The following is a 14,970-nucleotide window of genomic DNA, read 5'->3' as shown; positions in this document are numbered from 1 at the left end:
GTGGTGGTCGTCTCGGCCGGTCTGTCGGGGCTGGCGCAGGCGGTCTACCTCGCCTCGGACACGGTCACCGCCGGCGGGGAGCTGGAGGTTAGCGCCGGACTGCGGTTTGGGGTCGGGGCGTGGCCCGCGATCGCCGCCGCGGTCGTCGCGCACCTGCTCTACCTCCTGGCCGAGACGCCCACCGACGAGCCCGCGAACAGCCGGGTCCGGCCCGAGCCCGACGGCCCGGCACGGCCGCCGGTTCCGGCGACCATCACCGTCCCAGCGTCCGGCCGGACAGCGATGGAACGCCCGGACACGGTGGGACGCGGGTCGGGTGTCCCACCTGCGCTGGACGGTCCGGTCATCCCGGGCCCGCCGCGGCCGGTGTCCCACCCGGCCCCGCGCCCGGCCGTCCGCCCGGACCGGCCCGCGCCGTCGACGGCCGGTGGGACGGGCGGGTCGGGTGCGGGCGCGCAGGAGCGCGCCCGCACCACCGCCCTCACCCACCGCCAGCACCACGGCGCCCTCCCCACCGTCCGGGAGCTGGAAGACCTCGCCCACGTCGGCCGAGGCACCGCCGCCCGAGCACTCCAGCAACTCCGCGACACCCCACCGCAGACCTCGAACGCCCTGCACCTCGTCCCCGACGAGCCCCAGAACAGGACCACCCGATGAGCCCGAGCAGCACGACCAGCCACGAGACCAGCACCAGCACCACCGCGACCGAGCAGAACACCAGAACCGAGAGCGACTACACCGAACAGAGCAAAAGCACCCCAAGATCAAAGGCAGCACACCTTGGCATCACGATCTGCTGGTGCTGTCCGGCCTCCGGCCGGACAGCGAACCCCACCCACCGAGTTGATCTTCACGCTGTCGGTTTCATGATCGTTTCGGGGTGGTCGGGGTGCTGAAGGTCGTCAACGGCTACAGCCCGGAGTACCTGTTGAAGGAGGTCGCGACCGGGCGGGAGAACTACTACACCGGCGCGGTCGCCGACGGGGAGCCGCCAGGGCGCTGGTGGGGGGCGGGGGCTGAGCGCCTGGGCCTGGCCGGGCTGGTCGACGCCCAGGACATGCGAGCCCTCTACGAGCGGTTCCTCGACCCGCGGGACGCAGGGTTCCGGGATCCGTCCCGGTGGGACAGCGTCCCGACGCTGGGACACACCGGACGCAAGTACCTGTCCGAGGACGACCTGTACGCGGCGGCGTTGGAACGGCAGCCGGACGCGGCGGCGGAACGCCGCGCCGAGCTCCGGACCGAAGCGGGCAAGGCGGCCCGGCACAACGTCGCGTTCCTGGACGCCACGTTCAGCGTGCAGAAGTCGGTGACGCTGCTGCACACGGCGTTCGAGGCCCGCGAGGTCGCCGCCCGCCAGGCCGGGGACGAGGCCACCGCCAACGCGTGGGGGGAGTTCCGGCAGGCGGTGGAGGACGCGATCTGGGCGGGTAACAACGCTGCGCTGGCCTACCTGGAGGACAAGGCCGGCTATTCGCGGGTCGGGCACCACGGCGGCGCGGCGGGGCGGTGGGTGGACGCGCACGCGTTCACCGTGGCGTCGTTCTTCCAGCACGACTCCCGGGACCGGGACCCGCAGCTGCACATCCACAACACGATCCTGAACCGGGTCGAGTGCCCGGACGGGACCTGGCGGACGCTGGATTCGCGGGCGGTCCACCGGTGGCGCCCGGGTGCGGCGGCGGTGGGGGAGCGCACGACCGAGGAGCGGCTGATCGAGACGATCGGGGTGCTGCTGGCGATGCGCCCGGACGGGAAGGCCCGCGAGGTGGTCGGGATCCCGGCGCAGGCGATGTCGCTGATCTCCACCCGCCGTCACGCGGTGACCGCGAAGGCGGCGGAGCTGGTGGAGGCGTTCGAGGCCCGCTATGGGCGCGCCCCGAACGGCTATGAGTACGAGCGGCTGACCCAGCAGGCGACCCTGGTCACCCGTGCCGCGAAGTCCCACCACGGGGAGGACCGTGACGACATGCTGTCGCGGATCGACCTGCGGCTGCGCGCGGACATCGAGGGCGGGCTGGCCGGGATCGCCGACGCCGTCCTCGCCGCCCGCCGCGAGGGTGTGGAGCCGATGGCGTTCACCCCGCAGGCGGTGATCGAACTCGCGCTGGAGGACGTCCGGAACCGCAAGACGTTCTGGACGACCGCCGACCTCACCCGGGCGGTCAACGCCGCCCTGCCCGACTACCTCGGCGTCTCCGACGGGGCCGAGGTCGCAGCCCTGTTGGATCAGCTCACCGACGCCGCACTGGAGCACGCGGTGACGATGGAGACCGCCAAGCCCGCCACCGAGGTGCTGCCCGACGGGCTGCGCCTGGCGAACGGCCAGTCCGCCTATCAGGCCCCGGGTGGGGCGCTGTATGCGACGCCGGAGCAGGTCCACACCGAGCGGTTCCTGCTCGCCGCGACCACCTCACGCGACGGCGCCGCGTTGTCGCGCCCGGCGGCCGGCCGGTTCCTGGAGCGGCTGCGGGCCGAGGGCGTCGAGCTGGGCGCCGACCAGGCCGCCGCCGTGCGCGGGATCCTCACTTCCGGCGCCCGGGTCGAGACCCTCGTCGGCCCGGCCGGGACCGGGAAGTCCTTCGTCGTCGGCACCCTCGCCCGGGCCTGGACCGACCCCACCCTGAACGACCACGACCCGGGACAGCCGTCGCGGGCCGGTCGGGTGTTCGGGCTGGCGACGAGCCAGATGGCGACCGAGGTCCTCACCGGCGAGGGGCTGACCGCGCGCAACGTCGCCGCCTGGCTCGCCACCCAGGACCGCCTCCAGGGCCCCGGCGCATCCCGGAGCGAGGACGAGGCGTGGCGGCTGCGTGAGGGGGACCTGCTGGTGGTCGACGAGTCCGCGATGACCGACACCGCCGCCCTCGCCACGATCCACACCCACGCCGACCGCGTCGGGGCGAAGCTGCTGCTGGTCGGGGACCACCGCCAGCTCGCCGCCATCGGCGCGGGCGGGGCGATGGACCTGCTCGCCACCGCCGGATCGTCCTACGAACTGGCCGACGCCCGCCGCTTCACCTCCGCATGGGAACGCGACGCCTCTCTGCGGCTGCGCGCCGGGGACGAGAGCGTGCTGCGCACCTACCACCAGCACGGCCGCATCCTCGACTCCGGCACCCGCGACGACGCCGAAGCCTCCGCCGCACGCGGATGGTTGGCCGACACCCTCGACGGACAGCACTCGCTGCTGCTGGTCGACACCAACGACCAGGCCGCCCGCCTCTCGGCGGCCCTGCGCACCGAGCTGGTCCGACTCGGACGCGTCACCGAGAACGGCGTCTGGTTGGGCCGTCAAGGTGTCGTCGCCGGAGTCGGGGACCTGGTCCAGGCCCGCCGCAACGCCTGGCACCTCGCCGGGCTGCACGGCAACCGCCGCGGACCGATCAACCGCGAGACCTACCGCGTCACCGCCGTCCGCGACGACGGCTCGATCGAGGTCACCACCGACACCACCGCCCTCACCGACCCCGCTTCCGGCAGGACGGTCGAGGGGACGGGTGGGCAGCGGCTCGTGCTGCCCGCCTTCTACGTCACCGAGGACCTGGCCCTCGGCTACGCCACCACCGTCCACGCCGCCCAGGGCGCCACCGTCGACACCACCCATTCGGTGATCACCCCGAACACCGGCGCTCCAGCCCTCTACGTTGGCATGTCCCGCGGCCGCGCGACCAACACCGCGCACGTCACCACCCGCACCGCCCCCGACGACCCCGCCGACGGCACCCACCGCCACGAACTGCACCGCGACCCCGTCGCCACGCTCGCCGCCATCCTCGACACCGCCGAGATCACGCAGTCGCGCTCCGCTCTGGCGGTCGCGACCGAGTCCGCCGAGCACGCCGCCAGCACCCGCACCGCCGCCGAGCTGCTCGCCGACGCCGCCCACCTCGCCGCGACCGAACGCACCCGCGACCACCTCGACCAACTCGTCGCGGGTGGCCGCCTCACCGGAGAGCAGCGGGCCCGGATCGCCGCCGAGGACGGCGCCGCCTCCCTGACCCGCGTGCTGCGCCGCGCCGAGCTGGCCGGCCTCGACCCCCAGACAGTCCTCGGCGACGCGGTCGACCGCGGGCCGCTCACCGGCTCCCGCAACCTCACCAACGTGCTCTACTCCCGCATCCGCGACACCCACCGCTTCGACCCCGTCGGCGACACCTGGACGCAGTGGACACCCCGCACCGCCAACACCGAGTGGAGCGACTACCTCACCGCCCTGGCCCGCGCCGCCGCCACCCGCGCCGCGGCCCTCGGCCGCGACGCCGCCACCGAGCCCCCCGCCTGGGCCACCACGGCGTTCGGGAACTGCCCGGCCGAGGCCGACCAGCGCGACGAGTGGTGCGCCGCGGTCGGCCGAGTCGCCGCCTACCGCGAGATGCGCGGCCACACCAACGACGACGGTGACATTCTCGGGCCGGCGCCCAAGCCCGGGCAGGTCGAGGAGTTCGCCGCCTACCGCGCAGCCTGGCGGACCCTCGGCCGCCCCGAGATCGACCGCGAACACCTGGAGCTGTCCAACGGCCAGCTCCGCGCCCGCGTCCGCGCCTACGAACGCGAACTCGCCGCCGCACCCCGCTACGTCGCGAACGAACTCGCCGGAACCCGCCAGACCGCCGCCACCCACCAGCAGACCGCAGCCCTGCGCCGCGCCGAAGCCGACGCGATCACCGACCCCGCCCAACGGCAACGGATCCTCGACCAAGCCACCCAGGCCACCGCTCTGGCCGCCGTGCTCGACGCCCGCGCCGCACAGCTCCAGCAGATCGACGACGCCCGCGCCACCTGGCTCGCCCACACCGCCCAGACCCGGGTCCAGGCCGAACTGTCCAAGGCCGAGCTGTCCGCCCGCGACGCCGACGACAACCCCGACCAGCAGGTCACCGCCGCCGAATGGAAGACCGCCCACGACGCCGCCATGGCCGAGGAGGACGCCCACCGGGAGATCACCGAGGCCGACCTCGCCGTGGACGACGACCTCGACGACGCGGGCCAGGTCCGGGAGGACGCTGCGGCGGGGATCGGGTGGGACGACGTCCGCGAGCAGGTCGAGCGCGAGCCCCGCCCTGGTCGCGAGGACGTCGTCCGCGTGCCCGACGCCGCCGAGACGACGGGGCACCTCGACCACGCCGGCCGGGTCCTGGACGAGATCCGCTACCGCGACACCGGCGACGACCTTGCCCGCGCCGAGGAACTCAACCGCTGGCACACCGACGACCAGGCGGCCGCGGTCGAGAACGACGTCGCGGACGCGCCGGTCGACGAGTACAGCAACGGCTGGTAGCCGGAGAAGATCAGCCTGTGCCGGCCTGGCGGGGCACGTCCAGGGGCGGAGGCCCCTCACCCCGCCAGGCCCACCACAACGTCGCCCGGATCCCCTCCCGCCACCCCGGACGATCCGCGACCAGATCCGGCTGACGCAGCGAGACCAGCTCGACCGCCAGGCACTCGGCCTCGATCAGCTCCTCGTAGGCCGTCTCTCGGGACTGGGTGACCGGCGCCGCCGCAGGCTGCACCAGCCCCCACGACGTACGGTGCGACGCCCCGGCCAGCCACCGGCACGTCGTCACCACCCCGGCGGCGTACCAGTCCTGGATGCCGCGTTCGCCCTGCTCCCGGGTGCGGCACTGCGCCGCGGCCCAGACCGCGGCGAACTCCGCGCGGGGCACCCGCAGATTGCCCGCTGGGATCCGCTCGATCTGCTCCACCGGTACACCCACGAGACCACAGTCTCACCAGCCACCGACATCCACCGGCAATCCCACAGGGGGTAAACGCGGGTGTGGCCCGCGGTGCGGTGCAGACCGGCGAGCCCGCGGTAGTCGGCCGCGTTGTCCGCGGTGTGGTCGCGCTCGTCCGGTGCGACCGTTCGGCGCACCGTCGTCGGAACCCCGGCGGCCAGCGAACCGGCCGGTAACTCGGCGTTCTGCGGCACCAGTGGGCCTGCGGCGACGACATGACCAGCAGCCCGCACCTGATCGACGAGCGCGACGATCAGCGGTCTCGGGGGGGGGACCACCACTACTGAGAACACCTCACTGTCGAGTCGCACGCCGAGGGCCTAGCGGTGCGTGTCGTGACCGGGGGAGTCGGGGTCTTCCCAGGGGCGACCATGGCCGAGCGGCGCCGATGGTTCATCGAGAACTCCGACGACCTGCGTACTTTCCTCATGTGCGAACCGCGGGGACACGGATCGATGTCCGGAGCCATCTTGCAGCCACCGACCCGCCCCGACGCCGACTGGGGTGTGCTCTTCATTGAGGTCACCGGGGCCCTGCCGATGTGTGGGGCCGGCACGATCGCGACCGCGACCGTCCTGGTGGAGACTGGCATGGTCCCCGTGACCGAGCCGATCACCACGGTGCGCCTCGACTCACCGGTCGGCTTGGTGGTAGCCGAGGTCCGGGTCCGCGACGGGCGGGCGGAGGGAGTGACGATCGAAAACGTCGCCTCCTACTCCCACGTCCTCGACCAGCGCATCGACATCGAGGGCGTCGGGCCGATCGAGGTCGACATCGCCTACGGCGGCAACTTCTACGCAATCGTCGAACTCGATGCGCTCGGCCTGCCATTCGAACGCAAGGCCACACAGCAGATGGTCGACGCCAGCCTGTCGATCATGTCGGCGATCAACGAGCAGGCGCGCCCACAACACCCCGAGCAGCCCGAGATCTCCGGCTGCCATCACGTCTACCTCGCCGCACCCGGCTCCACCGCACACCACTCGCGGCACGCGCTGGCAATCCACCCCGGCTGGGTGGACCGATCGCCGGGCGGGACCGGCACAAGCGCGCGGATGGCCCAGCTGCACGCCAGAGGTGCATTGGACCTGCACACCGACATCGTCAACGAGTCGATAATCGGCACGTCGTTCACCGGGCGTCTCGTCGGTAGCACCGAAGTCGGCGGGCGGACCGCGGTGCTGCCCACATTCACCGGACGCGCCTGGATCACCGGCACCGCGCAGCACATGCTCGACCCCTCGGATCCGTTCCCCGCGGGCTTCGTGCTGTAGGCCGAAGCGATCGGCGCCCTTCGCCGGGCCGCAGAACAGTCGCTGTTGGTCGATCCGTGGCTCAGAGAGTGTTTGAGAAGATCATGTTGAGGGTGTGACTACGTACTTCTGCTGGCGTCGGGCGGGTTCGCCACGGGCGATGCGGCGGGTGATGGTGTTGATCGCCGCCCAGCGGATCATGGCCTCGGACACTGCGGGGTGGCGTTCGTAGTCGCGGGCCAGGCGGCGGTGTGCGGTGACCCAGGCCAGGGTCCGCTCGACCACCCACCGCCGCGGGAGGACGGCGAATCCGCGCTGCTCAGGCGGTTTGCGCACGATCTCGACGCTGGTGTGCAGGATCGTGGTCGCCCAGTCCAGCAGGCGCCCGGCGAACCCGGCGTCGGCGTAGACGAACCGCACCCTCGTGCGCAGGTAGAGGTCGAGCAGGATCGACTTGGCGCCATCGCGGTCCTGCACCGACGCCGAGCACACCATCGTGGTCAGCAGCAGGCCGAGGGTGTCGGTCACGATGAACCGCTTCCGACCGTTGATCTTCTTCCCGGCGTCGTAGCCGCGGGTGTCCCGCCCGACCGTGTCAGCGCCCCTCACCGACTGCGAGTCGATGATCCCCGCGCTGGGTTCGGGGTCGCGGCCCTCATCAGCGCGTAGCTGACGGCGCACGATCGGGAGGATCTGCTCGGTGACCCTCTGCTGCTCCCACCGGTTGAAGTACCAGTACACCGTCTGCCACGGCGGGAAATCCACTGGTAGAGCCCGCCACGCGCACCCGGCGCGCACGACGTAGAGGATCGCATCCACCACATCACGGCGCGCGTGCTTCTCCGGCCGGCCTCCCGCCCCCGCCGCTGGCAGCAGCGGCTCGATCAACGCCCACTGCTCATCGCTGGTGTCCGAGGGGTACCGCCGCCTACGCCGAGCCACTCCTCCACGATGGACCACACCCGGACGCATCCAGCGCAGACACGCCGACCCTTCTCAAACACGCTCTCAGAGGCGACCGTGGACCGTGCCCGGGGACGGTGTTCCCCGCATCGTGGTACGCCCGTCGTTGGACGAGCCGTCGGCCGGGCGTCGATTCCACAACAGGCCCCCGACCTCGGTCGGACGGGTGCTCGACTCCGGGTAGGTAGCTGTGATGCCCAGGCACGTTGGTGACAGGCGGCTGATCGGAGGGACTTCACCCGGGGCCGCTGTGGCGGCGTCGGGTCAGTGAGCCTTTGCCAACCTGACCAGCGAGCTTCTGCGTCAGGAGATCGCGAAGGTTGCAGCGCAACTGCTCTGACCACAGCTGCACAGGTCACCGGCTCGCCAGCTCGGCGTCTGCACCCACACAACCAGGCCCATGAGCTGCCGGAACGGCAGGTTGAAAAGGGCTCAGTGGCCGGAATCTCGCTGGACGACGGGCTCGGTCGGCTCGCGCTGCACGTGGGCATCGAGGTGCGTCGGGATCGTGCAGGTCCGCGAGCCTCGGGTCATGCACTCGCCGTCAGGTGGGCGGGCGCACGGAACTCCGCGGTACGAAACGGGCCGCCGCGGATGATCATCTGTCGGCCGTCCTGGATCTGGTAGATCAACTGCGGCTGGGCGAGCGACGGGTCGCCGTGGTCCCCGACGCCGAGAGCGACCTGGCCCGGAGTGTCGAAGTTGTAGGTGCCGTTCACCCCCCGGTACGGCTCGGCGCGCAGATGGGCGGCGACACCGTCGGCATCGGTGATATCGCCGCAGACGTCCCACGCTCGCACGATGCGCCAGGTCCGGTCGTAGGCCAGACCGGCGTGCGAGCGACCAGGGACGATCCCGAACCGCTCGGTGTAGCGGCGTGCGAACGCGCGTCCGGTCCGGTCGGAGTAGGTGCCGGTGGTCGTGGCCCACACGACGCCCTCGGCCAGTGACCCGAGCCGGTGGCGGAACGCCGGCACCGAGGGGGCGTAGATGGCGTAGGGAAGTGCAGTGGCACCCAGATCGCGCAGCGTCGCGACGGCCTGAACGGTGTCGTCGACGAAGAAGCTGCCGATCATCACCGCGGCGGCCGGTTCGCGCACCGCGGCGGCCGTCGCGCGGGCCCAGCCGCTTCCGACCACGGGGACGACGTCGAGCGACCAGCCCTGGCGCTCGGCGACCTCGCGGGCCCGATCGATGCCGAAGTCCACACCGTGCCAGTCCCGCACCACGATCGCGAGCCGGTCGGCGCTATGGCGCCACCGGCCGCGCTCGCGCAGCGAGGTCAGCAACGACACGAAGCGCGGTGCGTACTCGGTGTCGCTGGCGCACACCTGGAAGATCCGGCCGAACCGGGCCGGGTCGTCGCGCACCATGCGCTCCATCGCCCCGCTGGTCGCCGCGTGCAGGTAGGGCACACCGGCCGCCGCGGCCAGCTCGTGGCCGATCTCCTGCCCGGCCAGGTAGCCGGAGGTGAGCACGTCGACACCATCGACCAGCAGCGAGTCGAACGCGGTGCGGATCGACGCCGCCCGGGTCACCTCGACGTCGTGCACCCGGGCCGTGACCCGCCGCCCGCGGACCCCGCCCGCGGCGTTGATCTCCTCGATCGCCAGGCGCAGCCCGTTCACCATCTCCCGGCCGTCGTCACTGCCGGTGCCGGTCAACGGCAGCGCGGCGCCGACGACGAGTTCGCGACGCGGTCGCGGAACCTGCGGGGTACGCGTCCCACGGGCGGGCGCCTGCGGCCCGGCGGCGGGGTCCGCGCACTCCACGAGCCGGCCGACCGACAGCCCCGCGTACCGCTGTGGTGACCCCGGCAGCGGCACGCACAACAGCCCTGTGTCCAGTGCGTGGGTGGCTGCAGCCGTCCGGGTCGGGGCTTTCAGCTTCTGCATCAGGTGTGTGACGTGCGTGGCGGCGGTGCGCGCGGTGATACCCAGATCCGCGGAGATCTCGGCGTTCGACGGGCCGGACAGCAGCATCGTGAGTACCTCCAGCTCCCGTGGCGACAGCCCCGCGGGAAGCCCGTCGACCGGGTCACCGCTCAGCTCGACGTGGTCGAACCCGAGGTCGGTCCGCGCGAGCAGTGATACCCGGCAGAACCGCCCCGAGAACGGTGCCCGCCAGTGAAACCGGCACTGCTCCAGCCCGGCGCGCCCCAACGCGACAGCGAGGCGGCGCAGCGGTTCGGGCACGTCCTCGTGCCGGCCGCGGTCGCTCAGGCCCAGCCGCCCGTCTGCTCGGACCTGCACGGTGAAGGCGGCACCGGACCAGACCGGACGCCGGTCGGTGACCTGCGGCGGCGTCATCGCCCACCTCCTCCGGCGCCGGCTGCCCCACCGGTGCACCTCGTGTCCTGGCCCGAGCATGCCGCATGCATGCGCATCCGACGACGGTACGTACTTCTGACGATGGCGGTTGACCACGCGGTTCCTAGCGTCGCGACCGGACCGGCGCCGCGCCGGAACTGCGGTCGCCCGACCGCGAGGACGAAGGAGACCTCATGGGACACCTGCAACTGCCCCCGGGAAAGAAGATCGCCGTCAATCTGGGCACCGACTTTGACTCCCAGTGCCTGTGGCTCGGGGCGTTCAACCGGCCGACTCCCGCGTCGATGTCGCGCGGCGAGTTCGGCGCCGAGGTCGGGGTGCCCCGCCTGCTGTCGCTCTACGAGCGCTACGGCGTGCGCACCACCTGGTTCACCCCGGGGCACACGATCGACACCTTCCCCGAGTGGTGCAAGAAGATCCTCGACGACGGCCACGAGTTCGGCCACCACGGCTACTACCATGAGAACCCGACCATGATCTCCGCCGACACCGAACGCCGGCTGGTCGACCTCGCGTTCCGCACCTTCGATAAGGTGCTCGGTATCCGGCCGGTCGGGTACCGCTCGCCCTACTGGGACTACAGCGACTCCACCCTCGACATCATCGAGGAGGCCGGGCTCATCTACGACACCAGCCTCATGGGCCGCGACTTCCACCCCTACCACCCCCAGCGCTGGCAGGTCCGCTGGGAGAAGGGCAACGTCGCCGGCCGTGCCAGCAAGGTCCTCGAGATCCCCGTCAACTGGTACCTCGACGACTTCCCGCCGCTGGCCTACACCGGTCCGCAGGCCGGTATGCAGGACTCGAACACGATCTTCGAGCGGTGGCGCGACATCTTCGACTACGCCTACCGCAACGAGACCAACCCAGTCTACGCCACCTGCGTCCACCCGCAGGTCATCGGCCAGGCGCACCACATGATGTGGTACGAGCGTCTCGTCGAGCACATCAGCGGACACGAGGGCGTCTGGTTCGCCACCATCGAGGAGATCGCCCGCGCCTGGGTCGACGACGACACCGACGAGGCGAAGTTCGTGCTGCCCGACGCACGCGGGGTCGAGCCCGCCCCGGCCGACTCCGGGTGGGCGTGAGGTGTCGCCGCTGAGCATGTCCCCGCTCCCGTCCGCACCGGGGGCCCCGTCCCCGTCGGGCTCCGTGGCGCTGCCCGGGCTCGACGGGGAGGTCGAGATCGTGCTCGATCGTTGGGGCGTCCCGCACATCTATGCCGGCTCCCGGCACGACGCCTACCTGGCCCAGGGCTTCCAGGCCGCCCGCGATCGGCTGTTCCAGATCGACATGTGGCGCCGGCGCGGCCTCGGCCGCCTAGCCGAGGTCTTCGGCGAGGCGTTCCTGGACCAGGACCGGGCGACCCGGCTGTTCCTCTATCGCGGTGACATGCGCACGGAGTGGCTGGCCTACGGCACGGCGACCCGCGACGTCGTGACCGCGTTCGTGACCGGGGTCAACGCCTACGTCGACTGGGCGATGGTCGACCCCGACCACCGGCTCCCGCCGGAGTTCCTCGCACTGGGACACCGACCGGCGCGCTGGGCCGCTGAAGACGTCGTGCGCATCCGCACCCACGGCCTGCTCTACAACGCCGAGCAGGAGCTCGCACGGGCCCTGACCGTGCGCGACCTCGGCGCCGCGGCGGAGGAGCTCCGGTCGGTGCGTGAACCGCACACCGACCTCGTGGTCCCCGACGCCGCAGCGCTGGAACATCTCACCGACCAGGTGCTGGAAGTGTACCGCCTGGCCTTCGCCCCGGCCGACCTGAGCAGACCGGCGGGCGCCACGGTGTCCGCGACCGCCGCCCCGCCGGAGACCGCGCCCGCGGGCAGCAACAACTGGGTGGTGTCCGGGCAGCGCACGGCCACCGGCCGGCCGGTGCTCGCGAACGACCCGCACCGCGCGGTCACCGTCCCGTCGCTGCGCTACCTCACCCATCTCGAGGCGCCGGGCATGAGCGTCATCGGGGCCGGTGAGCCGAACCTGCCCGGCGTCTCGATCGGGCACAACGGCCGGGTCGCGTTCGGGCTCACGATCTGGCCCGTCGACCACGAGGACCTCTACGTCTACGAGCTGCACCCCACCGACGACACCCGCTACCGCCACCGCGGGGACTGGGAGTCGTTCACGGAAGTCGAGGAGACCACCGCCGTCGCCGACGCCGGCGACCGGATCCTGCGCCTGACCTACAGCCGGCACGGCCCGGTCGTGCACCTCGACCCGGCGACGCGCACCGCGGTCGCCATACGAGCGGCGTGGCTGGAACCGGGCATGGCGCCCTACCTGTCCAGCCTGGAGTACCAGGACGCCGAGAACGTGGACGCGTTCCGGCGGGCGCTGCGCCGCTGGGGCGCACCCGGGGTGAACCAGGTCTTCGCCGACACCGCGGGCGACATCGGCTGGCAGGGCTGCGGGCTCGTCCCGCACCGGCCCGGCTGGGACGGTGCGGTGCCAGTCCCCGGCGACGGCCGCTTCGAGTGGGCCGGTTTCGCCCAGCTCGACGAACTGCCCGGCGTCCGCAACCCCGACGCCGGGTGGATCTCCACGTCGAACGAGGAGAACCTGCCCGACGGGCACGAGACCGGCGGCGCCGGACCGGTCATCACCACCGACTGGTACTCCTCGGCCCGCCACGAGCGGCTCTCCGGCTGGCTCGACGACGACGACCGGGTCGACGTCGGGACCAGCATGGCGATGCAGGGCGACGCGCTCAACCTCCACGGACGGCGACTGCTCGACCGGCTGCGCCCGCTCGACACCGCCGGGATGCGCCACGCAGCGGACTGGGCGGCGTTGCAAGACTGGGACGGGACGGAGTCGGCGGACTCGCGGCCGGCCCTCGTGTTCCAGGTCTGGGTCCGCAGGCACCTGCGGCCCTGGCTGGTCGATCACGCACTGGACCGGCTCGGGACCGACCCGGAGCGGTCCGCGGCGGCGAGGCAGCGGCTGCTGCGGGCCGACACGCTGTTCTCCGACCTACGTCCGGACCTGCGGATGGTGCAGCTGTTTGACCTCGCCGACACGGCGGACGCCACACTGGTCGCCGAGGGAGTCGACACCACCCTCGGCGCCGCCCTGGACGAGCTCGCCATCCTGCTCGACGGCGACCCGGCCGGGCAGACGTGGGGCGACCTGCACCGCACCGAGCTGCACCACGCGGTGTTCACCCATGTCCGCGACGCCCCGGAGCGGTGGCGTCACCTGCCGTCGGTGGCACGGGCGGGCAGCGGGGACACGGTCGGGCTGGCCGGGCACGACCCGGGCTTCAACGCTGTGATGGGGAGCAGCTTCCGCATCGCGGTCGATGTGGGAGAGTGGGACACGACCCGCGTCCTCAACTCGCCCGGACAGTCCGGGGATCCGCGCTCGGTGCACTACGCCGACCAGCTCAGGCTCTGGGAGCGAGGCGAGGCCTTCGCCCTGGCCTACACCCGTCAGGCCGTGGACGCCGTCGCCGGTTCCACACTGCGACTGACCCCAGCACCCCGTAGAGCTCGGCCCTGATCGAGGACGGGGCCCGGCACCGAGCCTGTCTCCGCTCGACCTCACAAAACTACAGGATTGCTGGCCGCCCGCCGGTCGTCGAACCGGGCCCCGACGCCCTGCGGCTCGTCTCCGACGCCCCTAGGGTGTGTCTCCCAATGCGCGGAGCCAGGTGACGATCGCCTTCAGGACGGCGCCGCCGCGGAAGGTCAGGGCGAGCTTGTCGTAACGGGTGGCCAGCCCGCGCCACTGCTTGACGTGGCAGAACCCGCACTCGACGACGTTGCGGTTTCGGTAGTCGACCGGATCGAATGCGGGCGGTCGGCCACCGCGTGAGCCGCGTCGTTTGCGGTGTCCCTGCTGGTCAGAGGGCTCCGGAATGACAGCGATGATCCGGCGCTCGCGCAGGTGCCGGCGGATCGCGCGTGAGGAGTAGGCCTTGTCCGCGCGCACGCGTTCGGGCCGGGTCCGGGGTCGTCCCGGGCCCGGTCGGGCGATGCTCAGGCGCGCCATCAGGTGCGGAAACATTGGCGAGTCGCCGCCCTGGCCGGGGCCGAGGAGGACCACCAGCGGGCGGCCGTGCCCGTCAACGAGCTGGTGGATCTTCGTCGACAGCCCTCCGCGGGACCGTCCCAGCGCGTGATCTGCTGGTTCGGCGAGCAGATTCGTGTAGTTCGATCCGGCCCCCTGTGTCGCGCTTGAGGGTCGCGGCGTGCTGGTGGGCACGGATGATCGTGGAGTCCACGCTGACCGCCCACCCGAGCACCTCGGCGGCGTCGGCCTCGACCAGAAGAGCAGCCAGGATGTGGTCCCAGGTGCCGTCGCCGCTGTAGCGGCGGTGCCGCTTCCACAACGTCTGCCACGGCCCGAACTCGGCTGGGACGTCGCGCCAGGGAAGCCCGCACCGATACCGGTAGATGATCCCCTCGAGCACCCGGCGGTCATCGCGGAACGGGCGCCCGCGACGACCCTCGGAGGAGGGCAACAGCGGCGCCAGACGGGCCCACTGGGCATCAGTCAGGACAGCGGTACGCGGCACCGATCAAGCATCGCGCACCCCGGTCCGCCTATCTGGGAGACACGCCCTAGCCCGGATCTTTCGTCGGGCAGTCCCGGCTTGATCGACACCGGTGCTCGTCGGTGTGGTGGCGCTGATTCTGCCTGGCGGGTGTGACAGTTCAGCCGAGGTCGCTC

The 14,970-nt window shown here is 72.0% G+C and carries 7 protein-coding genes and 2 pseudogenes; 5 read left to right on the top strand and 4 right to left on the bottom strand.

What is annotated here, in order from left to right:
- Both AFB00_RS09935 and mobF read left to right on the top strand, forming a co-directional pair.
- Nucleotides 1-657 carry a hypothetical protein gene (locus AFB00_RS09935; RefSeq protein WP_068796990.1) on the top strand — a complete coding sequence of 219 codons (657 nt, stop codon included), beginning with the start codon at nucleotides 1-3 and terminating at the stop codon, nucleotides 655-657.
- 223 nt (nucleotides 658-880) lie between these two features.
- Nucleotides 881-5,281 (top strand): MobF family relaxase, encoded by a 4,401-nt coding sequence (gene mobF, locus AFB00_RS09930; RefSeq protein WP_068796989.1) that lies wholly within the window; start codon nucleotides 881-883, stop codon nucleotides 5,279-5,281.
- Nucleotides 5,282-5,291: 10 nt separating this feature from the next.
- On the opposite strand, the gene AFB00_RS09925 is transcribed toward mobF, so the two are convergent.
- Complete coding sequence (locus AFB00_RS09925) at nucleotides 5,292-5,717, bottom strand: hypothetical protein (protein ID WP_068796988.1); 426 nt, start codon at nucleotides 5,715-5,717, stop codon at nucleotides 5,292-5,294.
- A 320-nt stretch (nucleotides 5,718-6,037) separates the two neighbouring features.
- Here AFB00_RS09925 and AFB00_RS09920 point away from each other — a divergent pair.
- A pseudogene (locus tag AFB00_RS09920) lies at nucleotides 6,038-7,012 on the top strand (proline racemase family protein); the annotation flags it as partial.
- An 81-nt stretch (nucleotides 7,013-7,093) separates the two neighbouring features.
- Here the strand turns inward: AFB00_RS09920 and AFB00_RS09915 are convergent.
- Together AFB00_RS09915 and AFB00_RS09910 are read right to left on the bottom strand one after the other, a co-directional pair.
- Nucleotides 7,094-7,963 carry an IS5 family transposase gene (locus AFB00_RS09915; protein WP_068796711.1) on the bottom strand — a complete coding sequence of 290 codons (870 nt, stop codon included), beginning with the start codon at nucleotides 7,961-7,963 and terminating at the stop codon, nucleotides 7,094-7,096.
- Between the two features lie 521 nt (nucleotides 7,964-8,484).
- Nucleotides 8,485-10,263, bottom strand: a complete 1,779-nt coding sequence (locus tag AFB00_RS09910; RefSeq protein WP_068796986.1) for an ABC transporter substrate-binding protein — start codon at nucleotides 10,261-10,263, stop codon at nucleotides 8,485-8,487.
- Between the two features lie 194 nt (nucleotides 10,264-10,457).
- Here AFB00_RS09910 and AFB00_RS09905 point away from each other — a divergent pair, with 194 nt between their 5' ends.
- Together AFB00_RS09905 and AFB00_RS09900 are read left to right on the top strand one after the other, a co-directional pair.
- Nucleotides 10,458-11,375 (top strand): polysaccharide deacetylase family protein, encoded by a 918-nt coding sequence (locus tag AFB00_RS09905; protein ID WP_068796985.1) that lies wholly within the window; start codon nucleotides 10,458-10,460, stop codon nucleotides 11,373-11,375.
- 16 nt (nucleotides 11,376-11,391) lie between these two features.
- The gene (locus AFB00_RS09900; RefSeq protein WP_068800169.1) at nucleotides 11,392-13,797 is read left to right on the top strand and encodes a penicillin acylase family protein; all 2,406 of its coding nucleotides are present in this window, start codon (nucleotides 11,392-11,394) and stop codon (nucleotides 13,795-13,797) included.
- A gap of 120 nt (nucleotides 13,798-13,917) precedes the next feature.
- On the opposite strand, the pseudogene AFB00_RS31630 reads toward AFB00_RS09900, so the two are convergent.
- Nucleotides 13,918-14,815 (bottom strand): annotated as a pseudogene (locus AFB00_RS31630) (IS5 family transposase).
- Nucleotides 14,816-14,970 lie beyond the last annotated feature (155 nt).

The organism is Pseudonocardia sp. HH130630-07, assembly GCF_001698125.1.
GTDB lineage: Bacteria > Actinomycetota > Actinomycetes > Mycobacteriales > Pseudonocardiaceae > Pseudonocardia.
The sequence above is the reverse complement of the archived record's forward strand: the minus strand, read 5'-3'. Positions and strand labels throughout refer to the sequence as shown.

Bases quoted from the DNA above. Each gene is read 5' to 3' on its own strand.
- AFB00_RS09910 (WP_068796986.1), bottom strand. From the start codon at position 10,263: ATGACGCCGCCGCAGGTCACCGACCGGCGTCCGGTCTGGTCCGGTGCC.
- AFB00_RS09915 (WP_068796711.1), bottom strand. From the start codon at position 7,963: ATGCGTCCGGGTGTGGTCCATCGTGGAGGAGTGGCTCGGCGTAGGCGG.
- AFB00_RS09905 (WP_068796985.1), top strand. From the start codon at position 10,458: ATGGGACACCTGCAACTGCCCCCGGGAAAGAAGATCGCCGTCAATCTG.
- AFB00_RS09900 (WP_068800169.1), top strand. From the start codon at position 11,392: ATGTCCCCGCTCCCGTCCGCACCGGGGGCCCCGTCCCCGTCGGGCTCC.